18 protein-coding genes are annotated in these 19399 nt (G+C 58.4%); 10 read left to right on the top strand and 8 right to left on the bottom strand.

What is annotated here, in order from left to right; translation table 11 throughout:
* Positions 1-7: 7 nt before the first annotated feature.
* Positions 8-958, top strand: a complete 951-nt coding sequence (locus ID864_RS18325) for a hypothetical protein (protein ID WP_191150043.1) — start codon at positions 8-10, stop codon at positions 956-958.
* A gap of 34 nt (positions 959-992) precedes the next feature.
* Positions 993-2417 (top strand): serine/threonine protein kinase, encoded by a 1425-nt coding sequence (locus ID864_RS18330; protein ID WP_191150044.1) that lies wholly within the window; start codon positions 993-995, stop codon positions 2415-2417.
* 226 nt (positions 2418-2643) lie between these two features.
* Here ID864_RS18330 and ID864_RS18335 read toward each other — a convergent pair whose 3' ends face one another.
* A complete protein-coding gene (locus ID864_RS18335) occupies positions 2644-3321 on the bottom strand; it encodes a gamma-glutamylcyclotransferase (protein WP_048916248.1) in 678 nt (225 codons plus the stop codon).
* Positions 3322-3612: 291 nt separating this feature from the next.
* Between ID864_RS18335 and ID864_RS18340 the strand changes: the two genes are divergently transcribed.
* From ID864_RS18340 to chaA, 6 genes are all read left to right on the top strand, one after another.
* Positions 3613-4548 (top strand): aminoimidazole riboside kinase, encoded by a 936-nt coding sequence (locus tag ID864_RS18340; RefSeq protein WP_191150045.1) that lies wholly within the window; start codon positions 3613-3615, stop codon positions 4546-4548.
* 130 nt (positions 4549-4678) lie between these two features.
* Positions 4679-6223 carry a carbohydrate porin gene (locus ID864_RS18345; RefSeq protein ID WP_191150046.1) on the top strand — a complete coding sequence of 515 codons (1545 nt, stop codon included), beginning with the start codon at positions 4679-4681 and terminating at the stop codon, positions 6221-6223.
* A 34-nt stretch (positions 6224-6257) separates the two neighbouring features.
* Positions 6258-7631: a sucrose-specific PTS transporter subunit IIBC gene (locus tag ID864_RS18350; protein ID WP_048916251.1), complete on the top strand. Its 1374-nt coding sequence runs from the start codon at positions 6258-6260 to the stop codon at positions 7629-7631.
* Positions 7628-9037 (top strand): sucrose-6-phosphate hydrolase, encoded by a 1410-nt coding sequence (locus tag ID864_RS18355; RefSeq protein WP_191150047.1) that lies wholly within the window; start codon positions 7628-7630, stop codon positions 9035-9037. Before ID864_RS18350 ends, ID864_RS18355 begins: the two co-directional genes overlap by 4 nt.
* A 28-nt stretch (positions 9038-9065) precedes the next feature.
* The gene (locus ID864_RS18360) at positions 9066-10082 is read left to right on the top strand and encodes a substrate-binding domain-containing protein (RefSeq protein WP_099754006.1); all 1017 of its coding nucleotides are present in this window, start codon (positions 9066-9068) and stop codon (positions 10080-10082) included.
* 346 nt (positions 10083-10428) lie between these two features.
* Positions 10429-11520 carry a sodium-potassium/proton antiporter ChaA gene (gene chaA / locus ID864_RS18365; protein ID WP_048916254.1) on the top strand — a complete coding sequence of 364 codons (1092 nt, stop codon included), beginning with the start codon at positions 10429-10431 and terminating at the stop codon, positions 11518-11520.
* Between the two features lie 181 nt (positions 11521-11701).
* On the opposite strand, the gene ID864_RS18370 is transcribed toward chaA, so the two are convergent.
* From ID864_RS18370 to hemA, 7 genes are all read right to left on the bottom strand, one after another.
* Complete coding sequence (locus tag ID864_RS18370) at positions 11702-12115, bottom strand: META domain-containing protein (RefSeq protein ID WP_191150048.1); 414 nt, start codon at positions 12113-12115, stop codon at positions 11702-11704.
* Between the two features lie 112 nt (positions 12116-12227).
* A complete protein-coding gene (gene kdsA, locus ID864_RS18375) occupies positions 12228-13082 on the bottom strand; it encodes a 3-deoxy-8-phosphooctulonate synthase (protein WP_048916256.1) in 855 nt (284 codons plus the stop codon).
* Between the two features lie 28 nt (positions 13083-13110).
* Positions 13111-13920, bottom strand: coding sequence for an invasion regulator SirB1 (sirB1, locus tag ID864_RS18380; protein ID WP_048916257.1), 810 nt, complete (start codon positions 13918-13920; stop codon positions 13111-13113).
* Complete coding sequence (locus ID864_RS18385; protein ID WP_099754008.1) at positions 13917-14315, bottom strand: SirB2 family protein; 399 nt, start codon at positions 14313-14315, stop codon at positions 13917-13919. Before ID864_RS18385 ends, sirB1 begins: the two co-directional genes overlap by 4 nt.
* 9 nt (positions 14316-14324) lie before the next feature.
* Positions 14325-15161, bottom strand: coding sequence for a peptide chain release factor N(5)-glutamine methyltransferase (prmC, locus tag ID864_RS18390; protein ID WP_048916259.1), 837 nt, complete (start codon positions 15159-15161; stop codon positions 14325-14327).
* Positions 15161-16243, bottom strand: coding sequence for a peptide chain release factor 1 (prfA, locus tag ID864_RS18395; protein ID WP_191150049.1), 1083 nt, complete (start codon positions 16241-16243; stop codon positions 15161-15163). The genes prmC and prfA overlap by 1 nt, the downstream gene beginning before the upstream one ends.
* A gap of 36 nt (positions 16244-16279) precedes the next feature.
* Positions 16280-17536, bottom strand: coding sequence for a glutamyl-tRNA reductase (gene hemA / locus ID864_RS18400; protein ID WP_048916261.1), 1257 nt, complete (start codon positions 17534-17536; stop codon positions 16280-16282).
* A 226-nt stretch (positions 17537-17762) separates the two neighbouring features.
* Between hemA and lolB the strand changes: the two genes are divergently transcribed.
* Together lolB and ispE are read left to right on the top strand one after the other, a co-directional pair.
* Positions 17763-18389 (top strand): lipoprotein insertase outer membrane protein LolB, encoded by a 627-nt coding sequence (gene lolB, locus ID864_RS18405; RefSeq protein WP_191150050.1) that lies wholly within the window; start codon positions 17763-17765, stop codon positions 18387-18389.
* Positions 18386-19249 carry a 4-(cytidine 5'-diphospho)-2-C-methyl-D-erythritol kinase gene (ispE, locus tag ID864_RS18410; protein WP_048916263.1) on the top strand — a complete coding sequence of 288 codons (864 nt, stop codon included), beginning with the start codon at positions 18386-18388 and terminating at the stop codon, positions 19247-19249. Before lolB ends, ispE begins: the two co-directional genes overlap by 4 nt.
* Positions 19250-19399: the final 150 nt, after the last annotated feature.

A 19399-nucleotide genomic window follows, 5' to 3' on the forward strand; every position in this document is an offset into this window, starting at 1 on the left:
GAATGCTATGAAATTTTGGTTGCCAGCTACTGTGACACTGTTGTTAGCCGCCAATGTCCAGGCGGCAGATTATCGGGTGGTCTACTCCCCCAGCCTCGCGCTGGAAGTCTTTATCGATAATGTTGCCAGCAACACGCCTGCGGCCTGGTGTCAGGAGACGCTCAACCTGCGTATCGTCTCAGGCAAGAGCACCGAATCCGGCGTGCTGACCAGCTTCCTGCCCCGTGTGGGCAACCTGCTGCAGAACCAGTGCGGCAAGCTGCTGGAGCTGCCGTGGCAGATGACCAATAACGACGGTACGGTGCTGGCCGCTGGCACCGCGGCCAAGGAACAGGGCTGGCGCCCGATTGTCACCGCAGACTCGACCGCCACCGCCACCGCCAGCAATGCCGCACCGCTCGACCTGTCACAGCCGGCAAATGGCGAACCGTTGCAGCATTTTGATCTGCCCGGCGGCTGCCATTTTCGCACCTGGTGGGATGATAACGGCCAGTCGCTGTTTATCCCGGATGAGAAAAGTATGACCTGCTCCACCGAAGGCTGGCTGGAGGGCCACAGCACCCTGACGCTGGCACGCGACGGTAAGAGTGAGGCGCTGCAGGTTAATTTCTACCAGGGATACCCGCTGCTGCATCTGCACCCAAAACCGGACGCTTTAGATGTCGTGGCGGTCAATAACCAGCGCCTGGTGGTGACGCGTGCCGATGCCGCCGATAGCTGGCTGGTGCTACCTTTCAATAACCCCCTGCACGCCTGGTCGTTTGACGGTGCGCTGCTGGTGAAAATGGACAGAGCGCAGGCCGGTGACAGCGCCGCGCTGAAAGCACGGGTGGATGCCGTGCGTAAAACCTGGTCCGACGTGATCGACACCGGGGTAAAAGTCAATGTGCTGTTGGTGGATGACCTGCACGCCGACCTGGCCGACCCGGCGATTGGCGCCTGGCGTACCGTTAATTAACCCTCAGCCCAATATGCGCCAGGAGAGCTCGACGATGTCGGCAAACGAACAGCAAAAAAACGTGCCCAATGCCCTTCCGGCTGGCTACCGGTTTAACGAGTTTGAAATTAAGGAAGTGATTGGCGGTGGGGGTTTTGGCATTGTCTATCGCGCCTGGGATCACCTGCTGGAGCGCACCATTGCCATCAAAGAGTATATGCCGATCTCACTGGCCAGCCGCAGCGACCAGCTGGCCATTACCCTGCGCGGTGAACGTTACCAGAAGCTGTTCAGCGCCGGGCTGAACAGCTTTATTCAGGAAGCTCGACTGCTGGCCCGCTTTAACCACCCTGGGCTGCTGCACGTGCTGCGCTTCTGGGAGGAGAACGGGACGGCCTATATGGGGACGCTGTTCTACAGCGGCATGACGCTGAAGGAGTGGCAGCAGACCAGCCCGCAGACGGTTAACGAAGCGTGGATCCGCCAGCTGTTACCGCCGCTGTTTGGCGCAATCAACACCATTCATCGCGCTGGCTACCTGCACCGCGATATCTCACTGGATAATATCCAGATCCAGGAGAACCAGCTGCCGGTGCTGCTGGACTTCGGATCGGCGCGTAAAGAGATTGGTAATCTTTCCGATGAAACCGAAATTATGCTCAAACCCGGCTATGCGCCGATTGAGCAGTACAGCGAAGAGGGCGACAGCGACCAGGGGCCGTGGACGGATATCTACGCGCTGGGCGCGGTACTGCATACGCTGGTGACCGGCAGCCCGCCGCCGGTGAGCGTGGTGCGCTGTATTGAAGATCATTACCAGCCGCTGAGCACGCTGTTACCGGAAGGTTTTTCACTGCCGCTGCTGCATGCCATTGACCGTGCGCTGGCGATGGATCCACGGCAGCGCCCGCAGTCGATTGATGAACTCGCTGCGCTGATCGACCTACCGGTGAGTGAAGTGGCGGAGCTGGTCAACAACGTCGCCCAGCCGCTGGAAGAGCAGGAACCGCTGCCGGAGCCTGAACCGGTGGTGCTGGCGGTGAACCCCACTGCCGGAGCGGCGGTGCCGGTGATGACGCCACGCGTGGCAAAGCGGCTGTCGCGCCCGCTGATGCTGATGAGTTTACTGGCCGTGGTGGCCGTGGCGGCGCTGGTCTGGGGCCTCAACGCTAACGATAGCACCCCGCAGAAGCAGCCGGCTGCGGCAGCCAGCAGCAGCCAGCCGCCCGTCAGCACGCCAGCCAACAACGCAGCGGCCAGTGCACCGGCGATGGCAACGGTGTATCTCAAGCTCAACGCCGGCGAGTCGCTACTGCTGAATGGTAATGTGATGGAAGTGAAGCCGAATAACAGCGGCTATGCCTCGCTCAACCTCGCCGCCGGGGATTATCATCTGGAAGTGCGCAGCGCCAGCAGCGTGCACAGCCAGCGGCTGAAGATTGACCGCGCGGGAACCTGGCTGATCAATCCCGGCCAGTAATGTCGTTTGCCGGGCGGACAGAAACAGAAATGTCGTTTGCCGGGCGGACCGAAAAAGAGGGTCCGCCCCTACGCGACCACTCCGGCCTTTATCTGGGTCGACCCGAATTCCAGCGACATTCAAGCCTTTGTAGGGGTCGACCGCTCTTCTGGTCGACCCGAAATCCAGCGACACCCCGGCCTTCGTAGGGGTCGACCGCTTTTCTGGTCGACCCGTCATGCGCTATTTATCCCACCATCCCGTTATGGCACTGCTGCAGCTCGCGTACGCGCTGCACCAGGTCGGTCAGACAATCGTCATACATCCCGCGCCGTTTCAGCTCCTGCTCAAGCGAGAACAGATACTGGGCATTGGTGCCGAGCGGTCCTTTGGCCTGCGCGATCAGCGGCGCGATAGTTTTCGGGCAGGAGTCGGCTTCGTACAGGGCGTGGCGCGGATCCATAACAAACACCAGCGCCGTCACGGTGCGGCCATCGTCCAGCGCCAGGTCACACCAGGTGGGCAGATAGCAGCCGGTGACCATCTCGCGCTTCCACAGCAGCTCGAGTTCCTCGTGCAGTTTGGCTTCGGGCAGGCAGAAAGCCAGCCCGGTGGTCTCGCCACCCTCTTTCAGCGCCAGCATGCGTCCCGGCTGGACCGCTGTCCCGCGTCCGGCGGTCAGGCGCAGGCAGAACGCCCGGTGCCAGCCCTGCAGCGTGCCCGCTGCTACTTCATCCGCTTCAAACACCGGGTTCCACATTAGCGAGCCGTAGCCAAAAATCCACACCGGGCTGTGATCGGGACGACAGGCCAGCGTTGCCGCAAGGGACGCGGCACGCTGCTCACTGGTCCACAGCAGCGACTCCTCAATATCACCAAAGGCGGTTTTACAGTCTGCTTTTAATAAGAAATCTCTTGTTAACATTGCCACCTCCCACGCCACTGCCCTGAATCCGCGCTGTTATCACTGCTATCCCTGGAAAATGCGCGTTTTCAGCAAAAAACTGAACGCTTTTAACGACCTTATGCATTTATGCGACTGCAATCAAGTTTGAACCTAATCACAAAAGAAAAAAAGTTTCACTTAAGCGATCGGCAGCAGGCCGGAAATCTTTATGGTGAGCGGAAAAAAAGCGGCACGAGAAGTAAAAAGAACTTTTGATTTTTTTGCTAAACCAGTTTAGCTTTCAGTCGAAACCATTTAAGGATAATCAACATGCAAAAAAGAGTCTGGGTTCTGGGTGATGCGGTCATTGACCTGCTGCCGGAAGAGGAAGGACGGCTGCTGCAGTGCCCCGGCGGCGCACCGGCAAATGTTGCCGTCGGTATCGCCCGTCTGGGTGGCAACAGCGCATTTATTGGCTGCGTGGGAGACGATCCTTTCGGCACGTTCCTGCAGCAGACGCTGCGCGCGGAGGGGGTGGATGCGCAATATATGTACCCCGCTGCCGGGCAGCGCACATCAACGGTACTGGTTTCACTGGATGCAGAGGGTGAGCGCCACTTCACCTTTATGGTGCGCCCCGCTGCCGATCTGTTCCTGACCCCCGACCGGCTTCCCGTCTTTCAGGCGCATGAAGGTCTTCACCTGTGCTCCATTGCGCTGAGCGCCGAACCGTCGCGCAGTGCCGCTTTGCAGGCCATGCAGGCGGTGAAACAGGCCGGAGGCTGGGTCAGTTTTGACCCTAACCTGCGCAGCGATCTCTGGTCAGACGCCAATGAGATGAACGCCCTTCTGGCTCAGGCATTTGCTCTCGCGGATATCATCAAGCTGTCCGAGGATGAGTTATTTACGCTGACCGGCTGCCGCGAGATTGAGCCTGGCATTAAGCAGTTTACTGCCGATTACCAGCCCGCGCTGCTGCTGGTAACGCGCGGTAGCGAGGGAGTCACGGTCTGGCAACCGCAGCGCCAGCAGCACTATCCCGCGCCGCACGTCAGCGTGGTCGATACCACCGGCGCAGGCGATGCCTTTGTCGCCGGACTGCTGGCTGCGCTTGCGCGTGAAGCCAATCCGTTGGCCCCCCAGCAGCTGGAGAAGGCCATTCAGCAGGCCCAGCATAGCGGTGCCGCCGCCACCACGGCCAAAGGTGCCATGACCGCCCTGCCTTACGCAGACGAACTTCTCCGTTTCACCTCCTTAGCAGGTTAAATTGCCAACCCGGTCACACTTCCTAAACCGGGTTAGCAAATCTGATTGAACAGCCTGATTCATTTCGCTTACGCTTCGCATCGAACCGGTTTAGCAAAATACAAAATAATCACTCTGGGATATCTTATTCATGATTAAACCTGGCACTCTGGCGATGGCTATTGGCATCGCCCTTTCCACTCCAACACTGGGCTACGCCGCACCGACCCTCGACAGCCTTGAAGCACGTCTGGTGGCCATGGAGCAGCGCCTGCAGCAGGCTGAAAGCCGCGCCGCCGATGCTGAAACACGCGCCACCGCTGCCGAACAGCAGGTTGCACATCTGCAAGCCCGTACTCAGGCACCGCTCTCCACTGCCCGACAGACGGACAGCGCCGCAGCGCCCACCCCGGCTGAACAACCCGCAACGAACGTGGCTGCCAGCGCCGCCGCGCTCAGTGAAGGTTTTGAGTTTCATGGCTACGCCCGCTCCGGCCTGATCATGAATGATTCAGCTGCGGGTACGCAGAGCGGCCCTTACCTGACGCCCGCCGGGGAGACGGGCGGCGCGGTCGGCCGTCTCGGCAACGAAAACAACACCTACGTCGAACTGAATCTTGAGCACAAGCAACAGTTGGCCAACGGCGCTACTACGCGATTTAAAGCGATGCTGGCCGACGGGCAGCGGGATTACAACGACTGGACCGGCAGCACCAGTGAACTGAACATCCGCCAGGCATTTGTTGAGCTGGGGAACCTCCCGACCTTCAGCGGGGTGTTTGATAACAGTACCCTGTGGGCGGGAAAACGCTTTGACCGCGACAACTTTGATATCCACTGGCTCGATTCTGACGTGGTGTTCCTCGCGGGGACCGGCGGCGGGATCTATGACGTGCAGTGGAACGAGGGGCTAAAAAGTAACTTTTCACTCTACGGGCGTAACTTTGGTGATATTGAAACCATTGATAACACTATCCAAAACTACATTGTCACCAGCAACCATTTTGCCGGACCGTTCCAGCTGATGGTCAGCGGCCTGCGCGCCAAAGATAACGACCAGCGGGTTAACCGCAGTCGTGATAACGATCGGGCAGGCGACAGCGGCATCCACGCGATGCTGGCTCTGCACAATGACAGTTTCTGGGGCCTGCGCAGCGGCAGCGCCAAAACTGCGCTGCTGTATGGGCATGGGCTGGGTGCGGAAGTGAAAGGGATTGGCTCCGATGGCAACCTGACGCAGCAGGCAGAAACCTGGCGCCTGGCCAGTTATGGCGTCACCCCGCTGAACAAAACATGGAGCTTTGCTCCGGCACTGCTGGCACAAACCAGCAGCGACCGCTATGCCGCCGGGGACCACTACCGCTGGGCGACGCTCAATGCCCGTCTGATCCAGGCGATAAACCAGAATTTCGCCCTGGCGTATGAGGGAAGTTATCAGTATATGGACCTGGATGCGCAGGGGTACAGAGATCGTCAGGCCGTTTCCGGCAGCTTCTGGAAGCTGACCGTCGCCCCGACCTTTAAAGTGGCGGATATCGGCGATTTCTTCACCCGGCCGGAGATCCGCTTCTTTGCCAGCTGGATGGACTGGAACAGCTCGCTCGATCGCTACGCCAGCGATGACGCCTTCGGCAGCAGCGGCTTCAGCGCGGGCGGAGAGTGGAACTTCGGCGTTCAGATGGAAACCTGGTTCTGATACACATAAAAAACGATAAGCAAAAGGTGAAAGAATGGATATTGATAAAACAGCCAGGGCGCTCCTGCCGCTGCTTGGCGGACGGGAAAATATTGCCAGCGCAGCCCACTGCGCGACACGCCTGCGTCTGGTAATGGTCGATGACAGTAAGGTACAAAAAGAGGAAATTGAAGCCCTGGAAGGTGTCAAAGGCTGCTTCCGCAACGCCGGGCAGATGCAAATTATCTTCGGCAGCGGCCTGGTTAATAAAGTGCATGCCGCCTTCGTCCGTGAAGCCGGAATTAGCGAATCGAGCAAAAGCGAAGCGGCCGATATCGCCGCTAAAAAACTCAATCCGCTGCAGCGCATTGCACGGGTACTGTCGAATATCTTCGTGCCGATCATTCCGGCTATCGTGGCATCCGGCCTGCTGATGGGCCTGCTCGGCATGGTCAAGACCTACGGCTGGGTTAACTCCGACAGTGCGCTGTTTATCATGCTGGATATGTGCAGCTCTGCCGCCTTTATCATTCTGCCGATCCTGATCGGCTTTACCGCCGCGCGTGAATTTGGCGGCAATCCTTACCTTGGCGCCACGCTGGGTGGCATTCTCACCCACCCGGCGCTGACCAATGCATGGGGCGTTGCCAGCGGTTTCCACACCATGAATTTCTTCGGTCTGGAGATTGCGATGATCGGCTACCAGGGGACGGTGTTCCCGGTGCTGCTGGCGGTATGGTTTATGAGCCACTGCGAGAAACGCCTGCGGCGCGCGATCCCGGACGCGCTGGATATTATCCTCACCCCGTTCCTGACGGTGATTATTTCTGGCTTCGTCGCCCTGTTGATTATCGGCCCGGCCGGACGCGCACTGGGTGATGGTATCTCGCTGGTGCTCAGCACGCTGATTGCCCACGCCGGCTGGCTGGCCGGACTGCTGTTTGGCGGATTGTATTCCGTGATTGTCATCACCGGCATCCATCACAGTTTCCACGCGGTTGAAGCCGGTCTGTTGGGCAACCCCGCAATTGGCGTTAACTTCCTGCTGCCAATCTGGTCGATGGCCAATATTGCTCAGGGCGGTGCCTGCCTGGCTGTCTGGTTCAAAACCCGGGATGTAAAGGTGCGCAGCGTGGTACTGCCCTCGGCGTTTTCCGCCATGCTGGGGATCACCGAAGCCGCTCTGTTTGGCGTAAATCTGCGCTACATTAAACCCTTTATCGCCGGGCTGGTGGGCGGTGCTATCGGTGGTGCCTGGGTGGTGACGATGCACGTCAATATGACCGCCGTCGGCCTGACGGCCCTGCCAGGCCTGGCGATTGTGCAGGCCAGCTCGATGCTCAATTATCTTATTGGTATGGCTATCGCATTTGGCACTGCGTTTGTGCTCTCACTGCTGTTCAAAATTAAATTCGAGGCAAAAGCATGAGTGAAGCCCAGCGGGTAAAACAGGCCCTGCTGGCTGTCCTGCGCGGACAGCCTGGCGTCGCTGATGACCCTCACCGCCCTGCCTGGCATCTTGCGCCACCGGTGGGGCTGATGAATGACCCCAACGGGTTTATTCAGTTCAACCAGCGCTATGTGCTCTGCTACCAGTGGAACCCACTTGCCTGCGCGCACGGGGCCAAGTTCTGGGGCCAGTGGAGCTCGGCTGACCTGGTCAACTGGCGACATGAACCCCTGGCGCTGGCGCCGTCGGAAGGATATGAAAGTCACGGCTGCTATTCTGGCAGCGCGGTGGACAATCAGGGCGAACTGACCCTGATCTATACCGGCAACGTAAAGTTTGACGACGGTCAGCGCACGGCCTGGCAGTGTCTCGCTACCCGTAATGCAGCGGGTGACTATACCAAGCTGGGGCCGGTAGTTACTTTGCCAGCCGGTTATACCGGCCACGTGCGCGATCCAAAAGTCTGGCAGCATGCTGAGCAGTGGTACATGGTTCTCGGCGCTCAGGACCTCAATCTACAGGGTAAGGTACTGCTGCTGCGCTCGCCGGACCTGCATCAGTGGACGCTGCTGGGTGAAATCGCCGGTAGCCAGCTCAACGGACTTGGTGATTTTGGCTACATGTGGGAGTGCCCGGACCTGTTCACACTTGGTGAGCACAGCGTACTGCTGGTCTGCCCGCAGGGGCTGCCGGCGGCAGACGGGCGGTATCTGAATACCTTCCAGAGCGGCTATTTCTGCGGCACGCTCGATTATGACCATCATCAGTTCAGCCACGGTCAGTTTCATGAGCTGGACCTGGGCTTTGAGTTTTATGCCCCACAAACCTGCCTGAGTGACGACGGACGCCGCCTGCTGATCGGCTGGATGGGCATACCCGACGAGGATGAGTTTTACCAGCCGACCAAAGCCTATGGCTGGATGCACACCATGACCTGCCCACGTGAACTGACCCTGCGATCTGAGCGCATTTACCAGCAGCCAGCGCGCGAGCTGCAGCAGCTTCGCCAGCAGCAGGTAACGCTAAACGCCCGCGCTGACGAACTTCCGCTGCTGGCGATCGACAGCGCAGAACTGGAACTGACCTTTAACGGCAGCTTTAGAGCGAACTTCGCCGATACGCTGCAGCTGGTGGTTGAGCCAGGCGGCATCTGGCTGCACCGCAACAATCTGCGCAGCGGTGAAGCGGAGCAGCGGCAGTGGCTGGGCAGCGTCCACAGTCTGCGTATTCTTTGCGACCGCTCCAGCGTTGAGATCTTTATTAACCAAGGTGAAGCGGTGATGTCGGCTCGCTACTTTCCCGGCCCGCAGCCGCGGCTGCATTTTAGCGGCGGCGCGCAGATCGCCCTGCATCACTGGAGGTTACGGCAATGCGTGATAGAATAAGGCGATGAGCCATCACACCTAAGCCACTGTGAATAAAAACAAACGTATCACGATTAACGATATTGCCCGGCTGGCAGGCGTGTCCAAATCTACTGCCAGCCTGGTTCTTAATGGCCGGGGAAAGGAGCTGCGCGTCGCGGAAGGAACCCGCAGCCGGGTGATGGAGATCGCCCGCCAGCAGCATTACCAGCCAAGCATCCATGCCCGCGCATTAAACTCCAGCCGCAGCCATACCCTCGGGCTGGTGGTGCCAGAAATGACCAACCACGGCTTTGCCCGTTTCTCTCATGAACTGGAAATGCTGTGCCGCGATGCTGGCCTGCAGCTGCTTATCGCCTGCACCGCGGAAAATGCCAGCCAGGAGACGCTGGCGGTGAATAATTTGATCCAGCGCCAGGTTGACGGGCTGATTGTGGCTTCCAGCATGCTCAATGATGCTGAATATCAGAAGATTAATCAGCAGCTGCCCGTGGTGCTGTTTGACCGCCATCTTGGCGACTCCACCCTGCCTCTGGTGATCACCGATGCCACTGGCCCCACCGCCACGCTGGTCGAAGCCGTGGCGCGCGAAGGCTATGACGAACTCTATTTCTTTGGCGGACAGCCGCGAATTTCACCGACGCGCGATCGTCTGGCGGGCTACCGTCTCGGGCTGGAGCGTGCCGGGTTAACGCTAAATCCGCAGTGGATCATGCACGGTCACTATCACGCCAGCTCCGGCTATGAAATGTTTGCCGAGCTCTACGCACGGCTTGGGCGGGTGCCGCAGGCGCTGTTTTGCGCCGCCTGTGGCCTGCAGGAAGGTGTCCTGCGTTACCTCAGCCAGCACGGCCTGCTGAATACGCCGATGCACCTGTGCAGCTTTGACGACCACTATCTGTATGACGCGCTCTGCGTGCGCATTGATACCGTTGAGCAGGATGAACGCCTGCTGGCATGGAACTGCTTCGAGATGGTCACCCGACTTATCGATGAGCAGATACCGGAAGAGACTCAGCGCTGGTTACCCGCACGGTTAATCTGGCGCCGTGCGACAGCCAAGTAGCCCTTGGGGATGGCTGTAAAATAGAGCCAATCCCCAGAATTTTTATCTGCAGCCTGCTTTTTTGCATCATAGCACCATCATTTTCCGTCCGTTATGGCTTGATTAATTACTTCTGGACAATAAAGACCCCAGTTTTTCATTAAGATAGCTACATAAGTGCAATAAATAGCTGTTATAGCCCGTTATTCATAAAACCCCGTAAAATAGCGTAAATTTCTGCCAAAAGCGGCGAAAAAAGGTTACACTTTCGCCACTTGTCTTTCATATTGTCAGACTATGTTTAATGGGCCTGCGGTGTGGTTTGCCGATTTCAGGCCAACAGGATAAGGTTAAGGAGCGTTTGCCTATGAGTGCGCACGAGAGCAGTAAAACCCGTCACACCGAGTATTCCCTCATCTTTCCCATCGCCGCACTGACCATTTTATGGTTTTGGGGCAACACCGCATCATTTCCTCTGGTCATTGGCATCAACCTGATTGCGCTGATCGCCATCCTCAGCAGCGCCTTTAGCGTGGTACGTCATGCCGACGTATTAGCCCACCGCCTGGGCGAGCCCTATGGTTCCCTGATCCTCAGCCTCTCCGTGGTGATCCTTGAAGTCAGCCTGATCTCCGCGCTGATGGCCACCGGCGACGCCGCGCCCGCGCTGATGCGCGACACGCTCTATTCGATCATTATGATTGTTACCTGCGGCCTGGTGGGCTTTGCGCTGCTGCTCGGCGGCAACAAGTTTGCCACCCAGTATGTCAATCTGGCGGGGGTTAAACAGTATCTGATTGCGATTTTCCCGCTGGGGATGATCGTGCTGGTGCTGCCGAATGCCCTGCCCGGCGGCAACTTTACCATCGGTCAGGCGCTGCTGGTTTCGGCCATTTCTGCGGCGATGTACGGCGTGTTCCTGCTGATTCAGACCAAAACGCACCAGAGTCTGTTTGTCTATGAGCACGAAGATGACGGTGACGATCCGCACCACGGTAAGCCCTCGGCGCACTCCAGCCTCAGGCACACCCTATGGCTGATTGTGCATCTGGTGGCGGTGATTGCCGTGACCAAAATGAATGCCAATACGCTGGAGTCACTGCTGACCGAGCTCAACGCACCGGAGCAGTTTACCGGCTTCCTGGTGGCACTGTTGATCCTGTCGCCTGAAGGGTTGGGCGCAATTAAAGCGGTGCTGGCCAATCAGGTACAGCGCGCGATGAACCTGTTCTTCGGCTCCGTGCTGGCGACCATCTCACTGACGGTTCCGGCGGTGACGATTATCGCCACGCTGACCGGGCAGCAGTTGATCTTCGGGCTGGAGCCGCCGCAGATGGTGGTGATGATTTCCGCCCTGCTGCTGTGCCAGATTTCGTTCTCTACCGGGCGTACCAATGTGCTGAACGGCGCGGCGCATCTGGCCCTGTTTATCGCTTATCTGATGACGGTGATGTTGTAAAATCGGCACCGGGCGACCGGAAAAAATGGCCTTCATCACGATTAGTGCTAATCATCGGCACGGGGCGACCGGAAAAAATGGCCTTCATCACGATGGGTGCTAATCATCGGCACGGGGCGACCGGAAAAAATGGTCGCCCCCTACAAGCGGGCTGACCATTTTTCGGGTCAGCCCTTTGATTTTATTGTGCCTGATACTGCAAAGTATGGCCGCTGCCGGTCAGCGTCAGCGACTGCTCATCCACCTTCACCTCAGCGCCATTCATCAACATCTGCGTTAGCGTCTGCTCCCACTTGTTCAGATCGGCATTGCTGCACAGCATGCGCGTGGAGGCCAGCTGCGGCACGCTCAGCCGTCCCTGCTCAACTTTGCCCTGGCCGAAGAAACGGTTGCACATCACCCCGCTCACCTTCAGCCCTTCACTAAAACCGATCCCCGGCCTGATGCCCTCATGCGGCACGACCGTCTGACCATCCACCACGCTGAGCACAAACTGACGATTCGCCAGCTGGCTGGCATCCGTCGGGCTGGTGTTGCTGTGGCTGCAGCCGCTCAGCGCGACAGCACCCAGTAACAGTAAAGTGACTTTTTTCATTATGACTCCTTAAATTGGCAATCCATGTTAACAACTGAGTAAGCCGGTAATAACGGCGCAGGGCGCGGAAAAAGAGCGGGCCAGAATATCTGGCCCGCAGGAGAAAGGAAGTTTAGTTGCTGGTATCGAGCTCGGGGAAGCTCTTCACCAGGTCATCAATCGCTTTCATCTGCTTCAGGAACGGCTCCAGCTTGTCCAGCGGCAGCGCGGACGGGCCATCGCACTTGGCGTTCGCCGGGTCCGGGTGCGCTTCGATAAACAGGCCAGCAATGCCAACGGCCATACCGGCACGCGCCAGTTCAGAAACCTGAGCGCGACGACCGCTGGATGCGGCGCCCATCGGGTCACGGCACTGCAGCGCGTGCGTCACGTCGAAGATCACCGGACTGTTGTTCGATACCTGCTTCATCACGTTGAAGCCCAGCATGTCGACCACCAGGTTGTCGTAACCGAAGTTGGCACCGCGATCGCACAGGATCACTTTATCGTTGCCGCCTTCAGCGAACTTATCCACGATGTTACCCATCTGGCCAGGGCTGACAAACTGCGGCTTCTTGACGTTGATTACCGCGCCGGTTTTCGCCATCGCTTCCACCAGATCGGTCTGGCGGGCAAGGAAAGCCGGCAGCTGGATCACGTCAACCACGTCAGCCACGGTCTGCGCCTGGCTGGCTTCGTGCACGTCGGTGATGATTTTCACGCCGAACGCCTGCTTAATTTCCTGGAAGATTTTCATCCCCTCTTCGAGGCCCGGGCCACGGTAAGAGTGGATAGATGAGCGGTTGGCTTTATCAAACGAGGCTTTGAACACGTAGGGAATACCCAGCTTCTGGGTTACGGTGACGTAATGCTCACAGATACGCATCGCCAGATCGCGCGATTCCAGCACGTTCATCCCGCCAAACAGCACGAACGGCAGGTCGTTTGCGACTTTAATGTCGCCAATGCTTACCACTTTCTGATTCATGTCTTCGCCTTTATAAAGTTCACTGCGTTTAGTGAAGGGTAATCTGTTTTTGCTCGATAGAGTGGATCTGAACCTTAATCATTTCGCTGACCGGATCTTCCGGGCACTGCTCAACAAAGTAGGCCAGATCGTGCAACGCCACGTGTCCACACTCCAGCTGGGCGAAAATCAGCCCGCGGTCGCGGATCTCATAAGGGTCTTCCGGATCCATCTGCACCAGCACCTGGCTCACGTGCAGCGCCATTTCCATCTGCTTCTCATCCATCAGCGATGATTTCAGCGTATCGAGCATTTTGCGCAGGACCGCCAGCGGTTCGGCTTCCTGTAAATCGTCATCATACAGTTCGGCAATCGGCCCGATGTTGCCCTTCAGCCACACTTCCAGCGTGTGCTCATCCAGGGTTTCGCCATCAAACGGGTTGATCAGCCACATATCCTGATCGATCCACTCGGCGCGCAGGATCAGCTGCGTCGGGAAGATCACTGGGAACAGCGGCAGATCGAGCTTGCCTGCAATATGCAGAAATATCACCCCCAGCGACACCGCGGTGCCCTGACGGGTACGTAAAACATTATCCAGCCACAGAGTATCCGACAGGCGATAAACGCCGCTCGCGCCACCAAAGCCCCAGCGGCCCCAGAACAGCGTTATCAGCTGCTCGACCTGTAAGTCAGCGGCCAGCTCGGGCGGGATCTCTGCGCGTGCTTCGGCAACCAGTGCCGACAACTGCTTTCTGACGTCTTCAGCCGGAAAGTCGCTGCGGATCGCCAGCGACGCGGCAATCACCGCCTCACTCAGCGGCGCTGCGGTAAAATCAAAATCAGCGATGGACGTCATACAAACCCCAGCAATGGCATTTTAGTGGTGGCTAACTGAACGATGGCCACAAGGGCGATTAACGCCACAATGAACGCTATCCAGCGTACTTTTTGCGCGCGCGGACGTCGTCCCAGGGCAATAGCGCCCAGCGCGATATAGATGATAACGCCAAACAGCTTCTCAGTCAGCCAATTGCCCTGCGGTGTAAACGGGTAAAAATGGGTCATCATCACCAGCAGCACGCCAGAAAGCAGCAAAAGCGTGTCGTTAAGATGCGGCACAATACGCACCCAGCGCCGCTGCAGCGTAGCTGAACCGGTCTGCAACCAGTAAAAGCGCAGCAGAAACATCACTGCCGTTATCGCTACGGTTAACAGATGAAAATTTTTAAGTGGAAGGTACCATGCGGCCATAAAAGTTCCTTAATTATGCGTTATCTGCCCGAGCGTCACGCGGTCGTTACCACCATAATCCTGACAGGTTTCTACCTGACAGAAGCTGTTTTCGCGCAGGATTTGCCGCACCGCTTCACCCTGCTGCCAGCCATGTTCCAGCAGCAGCCAGCCGTTATCCGCCAGATATTTCGCAGCCGAAGAGGCAATAGTTTTGATATCGGCCAGGCCATGATCGCTCGCCACCAGCGCGCTGGCGGGCTCAAAGCGCACATCGCCCTGCGACAGATGGTGGTCGGCGGCATCGATATAGGGGGGGTTACTCACGATCAGCTGGAAACGCTGAGCATTCAGCGCCGAAAACCAGTCGCTTTGCAGGAAGCGGGCGTTAGGCAGATTAAGTTTCGCCCCGTTGTGCGTTGCCAGCGCCACCGCCGCCGCAATGCGGTCCACGCCCGTCACCTGGCAGTCAGCGCGTTCACTGGCCAGCGCCAGCGCAATCGCGCCGGTACCGGTGCCGAGGTCAAGAATGGCGCACGGGTCGGCAGGAAGCCGGCTTAGCGCCTGCTCAACCAGCACTTCGCTGTCCGGGCGCGGGATCAGGGTGTCGGGCGACACGCTGAGCGGCAGCGACCAGAACTCACGTTCACCGATCAGGTACGCCACCGGTTCCCCGGCGGCGCGGCGCGCCAGCAGACTCTCCAGCGCGGCCAGCTGGCTGTCGTCCAGCTGCGCATCGTCAAAAGCGATCAGCCAGGCGCGGGATTTGCCGCTAACCCATGCCAGCAGGATCTCCGCGTCGCGTTTCGGGCTTTCGCTGCTGCTGAGACGGGCTATCGCCGCTCGCAGCCAGACACGGATTTGCACTACTCGTTCCCGGCAAGTGCAGCCAGCTGATCGGCCTGGTATTCCTGCACAATCGGCTCAATCAGCGCGTCCAGCTTGCCTTCCATCGCTTCATCCAGACGGTAAATCGTCAGGTTGATACGGTGATCGGTGACGCGGCCCTGCGGGAAGTTATAGGTGCGGTTACGGTCCGAACGGTCGCCGCTGCCGAGCAGATTGCGACGGGTCGAGGACTCTTGCTCCTGCCGGCGCGCCATTTCGGCGGCGCGAATACGGGACCCGAGCACGCCGAGCGCCTTGGCTTTGTTTTTATGCTGGGAACGTTCGTCCTGGCACTCCACCACGATGCCGGTTGGCAGGTGGGTAATACGGATCGCCGAGTCGGTGGTGTTAACGTGCTGGCCACCCGCCCCCGATGAACGGAAGGTATCAATTTTCAGGTCGGACGGATTAATCTCCGGCAGCTCCGCTTCCGGCACTTCCGGCAGCACCGCCACGGTACAGGCTGAGGTGTGGATACGCCCCTGAGATTCGGTTTCCGGTACGCGCTGCACGCGGTGACCGCCGGATTCAAACTTCAGGCGCCCGTAGGCACCCTCGCCAATCACTTTGGCAATCACCTCTTTGTAGCCGCCGTGCTCGCCTTCGTTGGCGCTCATCACTTCGACACGCCAGCGGCGCGATTCAGCGTAGCGGCTGTACATGCGGAACAGATCGCCGGCAAAGATCGCCGCTTCGTCACCGCCGGTTCCGGCACGAATTTCCAGATAACAGTTACGCTCATCATCCGGATCTTTCGGCAGCAGCAGCACCTGCAGCTGCTGCTCCAGCGCTTCGCTGGTGGCACGCGCCTCTTTTAGCTCTTCCTGTGCCATCTCACGCATTTCGGCGTCATCCAGCATCATTTCGGCGGTTTCAATGTCTTCCTGGGTTTGCTGCCACTGACGGAAGCACTGACTGACGTCGGTCAGCTGGGCGTATTCGCGGGATAAAGCGCGGAAACGCTCCTGATCGGCAATCACACCAGCATCGCCCAGCATCGCCTCAACTTCTTCGTGGCGCTCCTGCAAGGCTTCCAGCTTGGCAACAATAGAAGGCTTCATTCGTGTAGTTTTACCTTGTAAATAGAGGTTTAAACGCTATTCCAGCCCGAGGCTGTCGCGTAAAATTTGCAGGCGTTCGCCATCGCCATCGCGGGCGGCCTGCTGAAGAGATTTAGTTGGAGCGTGGATCAGACGGTTGGTCAATTTGTGGGCCAGGTCACGCATCACCGCTTCGGGGTCTGCACCCTGCTGCAGTGCGGCAAGCGCCCGCGCCTGCAACTCTTCCCTGACCTGCTCTGCCTGCGAACGGTAGTCGCGGATGGTTTCAACGGCGCTCTGCGCGCGCAGCCAGGACATAAACTCGCTGCTTTCCTGCACCACGATGGTTTCAGCCTGCACCGCAGCCGCCTGGCGCTGGGCCATATTGCTTTCAATAATCGCCTGCAGGTCATCCACGCTGTACAGATAGGCGTTCGGCAGCTTGCCCACTTCCGGCTCCACGTCACGCGGTACGGCAATATCCACCAGCAGCATCGGCTGGTTGCGGCGCTGCTTCAGCGCACGCTCCACCATCCCTTTACCGATGATCGGCAGCGGGCTGGCGGTTGAACTGATGATAATGTCGGCTTCTGCCAGACGTGAATCGATCTCCGCCAAGCCTATCACCTCAGCCCCGACTTCATCCGCCAGCACCTGCGCACGCTCGCGGGTACGGTTAGCGATGATCAACTTCTTCACCTTGTGCTGATGCAGATGGCGCGCGGCCAGCTCGATAGTCTCGCCCGCTCCGACCATCAGCACGGTAACGGTCGACAGCGATTCGAAGATCTGGCGCGCCAGGGTACAGGCGGCAAACGCGACCGATACCGCACTGGCACCGATTTCAGTTTCGGTGCGCACGCGTTTGGCGACGGAGAAGGTTTTCTGGAACATGCGCTCCAGTTCGCTGGAGAGCGAATGGCCGCGCTGGGAGTCGGCAAAGGCTTTTTTCACCTGGCCTAAAATCTGCGGTTCACCGAGCACCAGCGAATCCAGGCCGCTGGCAACGCGCATCAGATGGCTGACCGCTTCGTCACCCTGATGCCAGTAGAGGCTTTTACGCACCTCTTCAACGCTCAGATGATGGTAATCACAAAGCCACGAGACCAGCTGCTCCTGCAGATTTTCCTGCTGCTCAACGCTCAGGTACAACTCGGTACGGTTACAGGTAGACAGCACAACGCCGCCCTGAACCAGCGGCTGTGCCAGCAGGCTGTTAAGCGCCTGATCCAGCGTGTCCGGCGAGAACGTAACGCGTTCGCGCAGAGCCACAGGTGCCGTTTTGTGATTGATGCCGAGTGCCAGTAACGTCATGGTGCGAGGTTGGGTTAATCCCACAGTTGTCAGGGTTTTGTGAGGCGCATTCTACAAGATGAGCGAGATCAATAAAAGTGATGGTTCACCTATCCCTGTAACAAGTTATACCGACAACAGGTCAAATGAGACAATTTGAGCATTGACGCGGCCCGGTTAGCTGGTTAGCGTGAGCGGTTGATTGCGGCAAGTATGCCCGAACCCCGTCTGAGGAGCTGACCTGATTATGCTATCGCCAAACCGCCGCCTGCTGCGGCTTATCCCCCTTGCCAGCCTGCTGTTAACCGCCTGCGTTACGCCCACCAAGCCACAGGGGCCGGGCAAGAGCGCCGATACGCCGCAGTGGCGTGAGCATCAGCAGTCGGTGGAAAAGATCACCCAGTATCAGACTCGTGGCGCGTTCGCCTACCTCTCCGATCGGCAAAAAGTGTATGCGCGCTTTAACTGGCAGCAGACCGCACCAGACCGCTATCGCCTGCTGTTAACCAATCCGCTCGGCAGCACCGAGCTGCAGCTGGACCAGCAGGGCCAGACCGCACAAATTGTTGATAATAAGGGCAAGCGCTACGTCAGTAACGATGCCGCGAAGATGATCTCCCAGCTGACCGGTATGAGCATTCCGCTGGATAACCTGCGTCAGTGGATGGTCGGCCTGCCGGGCGACGCCACCGATTATCAGCTTGACGAGCAGTACCGCCTGCGCGAACTGAACTACAGCCAGGACGGCAAGCAGTGGCACGTGACCTACCAGGGTTATGACAGCAAGCTCAATCCACAGCTGCCATCCAATCTCGAACTGCGTGAAGGCAGCCAGCGCATCAAACTGAAGATGGACAGCTGGACGGTAAAATGATCACAACCTGGCCTGCCCCGGCAAAGCTGAATTTATTTCTCTACATCACTGGCCGCCGCGCCGACGGCTACCATAATCTACAAACGCTGTTTCAGTTTCTCGATTACGGCGACACGCTGACCATTGAAGTGGACGACAGCGGCGAGATTACGCTGCTGACGCCGGTGGCGGGCGTGCCGGATGCGCAGAACCTGATTGTGCGCGCCGCAGCGCTGCTGCGCGAGCGGGCGGCCGCTCTCGGTTCCCTGCCCGATGCTGCCGGGGCGAAAATTGCCATTGAGAAGCGCTTACCGATGGGTGGCGGTTTGGGCGGCGGTTCCTCAAACGCCGCCACGGTGCTGGTGGCGCTTAACCACCTGTGGCAAACCGGGCTGAGCCTGGGGCAGCTGGCAGAGCTTGGCCTTCAGCTTGGCGCCGACGTGCCGGTGTTTGTTCACGGCTTCGCTGCCTTTGCCGAAGGTGTGGGTGAGCAGCTGACCCCGGTTAACCCGGCGGAGAAGTGGTATCTGGTGATGCACCCTGGGGTGAGCATTGCCACCCCGCTCGTTTTCAACGATCCGGAGCTGACCCGCGACACGCCAGCAAGGGAAATCAGCCAGTTATTAAGCACCGAATTCCATAATGATTGTGAACCTGTCGTAAGAAATCGTTTTCGCGAGGTTGAACAGCTTGTTTCCTGGCTGCTAGAATACGCGCCGTCGCGCCTGACTGGAACGGGTGCTTGTGTGTTTGCAGAATTCGACACCGAGTCCGCCGCCCGCCAGGTGCTTGAGCTGGCCCCGAAAAATCTGCAGGGGTTTGTTGCGCGAGGTGTTAATATCTCGCCGCTACACCGCAGACTTTCAGGGCAATTGAGTTGATGTGACAGTGTCACTCTGTTCCAGACGCTGCACTACTGCTCTTATTTAACCCAAATAATTGGCGTTGTAGCAAGGCGGCAAGTGTTTGAGTTCCCGTGAGCTTACCCAGGTAAGTGACCGGGGCGATGACGCGCAGCCAACGCCGCTACG

Source organism: Erwinia aphidicola, assembly GCF_014773485.1.
Taxonomy (GTDB): domain Bacteria; phylum Pseudomonadota; class Gammaproteobacteria; order Enterobacterales; family Enterobacteriaceae; genus Erwinia; species Erwinia aphidicola.

What these genes read in the sequence shown, in the direction of transcription:
- ID864_RS18340 (WP_191150045.1), top strand. Translation starts at nt 3,613, where the DNA reads ATGCAAAAAAGAGTCTGGGTTCTGGGTGATGCGGTCATTGACCTGCTG.
- chaA (WP_048916254.1), top strand. Translation starts at nt 10,429, where the DNA reads ATGAGTGCGCACGAGAGCAGTAAAACCCGTCACACCGAGTATTCCCTC.
- ispE (WP_048916263.1), top strand. Translation starts at nt 18,386, where the DNA reads ATGATCACAACCTGGCCTGCCCCGGCAAAGCTGAATTTATTTCTCTAC.
- lolB (WP_191150050.1), top strand. Translation starts at nt 17,763, where the DNA reads ATGCTATCGCCAAACCGCCGCCTGCTGCGGCTTATCCCCCTTGCCAGC.
- ID864_RS18335 (WP_048916248.1), bottom strand. Translation starts at nt 3,321, where the DNA reads ATGTTAACAAGAGATTTCTTATTAAAAGCAGACTGTAAAACCGCCTTT.
- ID864_RS18325 (WP_191150043.1), top strand. Translation starts at nt 8, where the DNA reads ATGAAATTTTGGTTGCCAGCTACTGTGACACTGTTGTTAGCCGCCAAT.
- ID864_RS18385 (WP_099754008.1), bottom strand. Translation starts at nt 14,315, where the DNA reads ATGGCCGCATGGTACCTTCCACTTAAAAATTTTCATCTGTTAACCGTA.
- ID864_RS18345 (WP_191150046.1), top strand. Translation starts at nt 4,679, where the DNA reads ATGATTAAACCTGGCACTCTGGCGATGGCTATTGGCATCGCCCTTTCC.
- kdsA (WP_048916256.1), bottom strand. Translation starts at nt 13,082, where the DNA reads ATGAATCAGAAAGTGGTAAGCATTGGCGACATTAAAGTCGCAAACGAC.
- ID864_RS18370 (WP_191150048.1), bottom strand. Translation starts at nt 12,115, where the DNA reads ATGAAAAAAGTCACTTTACTGTTACTGGGTGCTGTCGCGCTGAGCGGC.
- sirB1 (WP_048916257.1), bottom strand. Translation starts at nt 13,920, where the DNA reads ATGACGTCCATCGCTGATTTTGATTTTACCGCAGCGCCGCTGAGTGAG.
- ID864_RS18350 (WP_048916251.1), top strand. Translation starts at nt 6,258, where the DNA reads ATGGATATTGATAAAACAGCCAGGGCGCTCCTGCCGCTGCTTGGCGGA.
- ID864_RS18330 (WP_191150044.1), top strand. Translation starts at nt 993, where the DNA reads ATGTCGGCAAACGAACAGCAAAAAAACGTGCCCAATGCCCTTCCGGCT.
- hemA (WP_048916261.1), bottom strand. Translation starts at nt 17,536, where the DNA reads ATGACGTTACTGGCACTCGGCATCAATCACAAAACGGCACCTGTGGCT.
- ID864_RS18355 (WP_191150047.1), top strand. Translation starts at nt 7,628, where the DNA reads ATGAGTGAAGCCCAGCGGGTAAAACAGGCCCTGCTGGCTGTCCTGCGC.
- prfA (WP_191150049.1), bottom strand. Translation starts at nt 16,243, where the DNA reads ATGAAGCCTTCTATTGTTGCCAAGCTGGAAGCCTTGCAGGAGCGCCAC.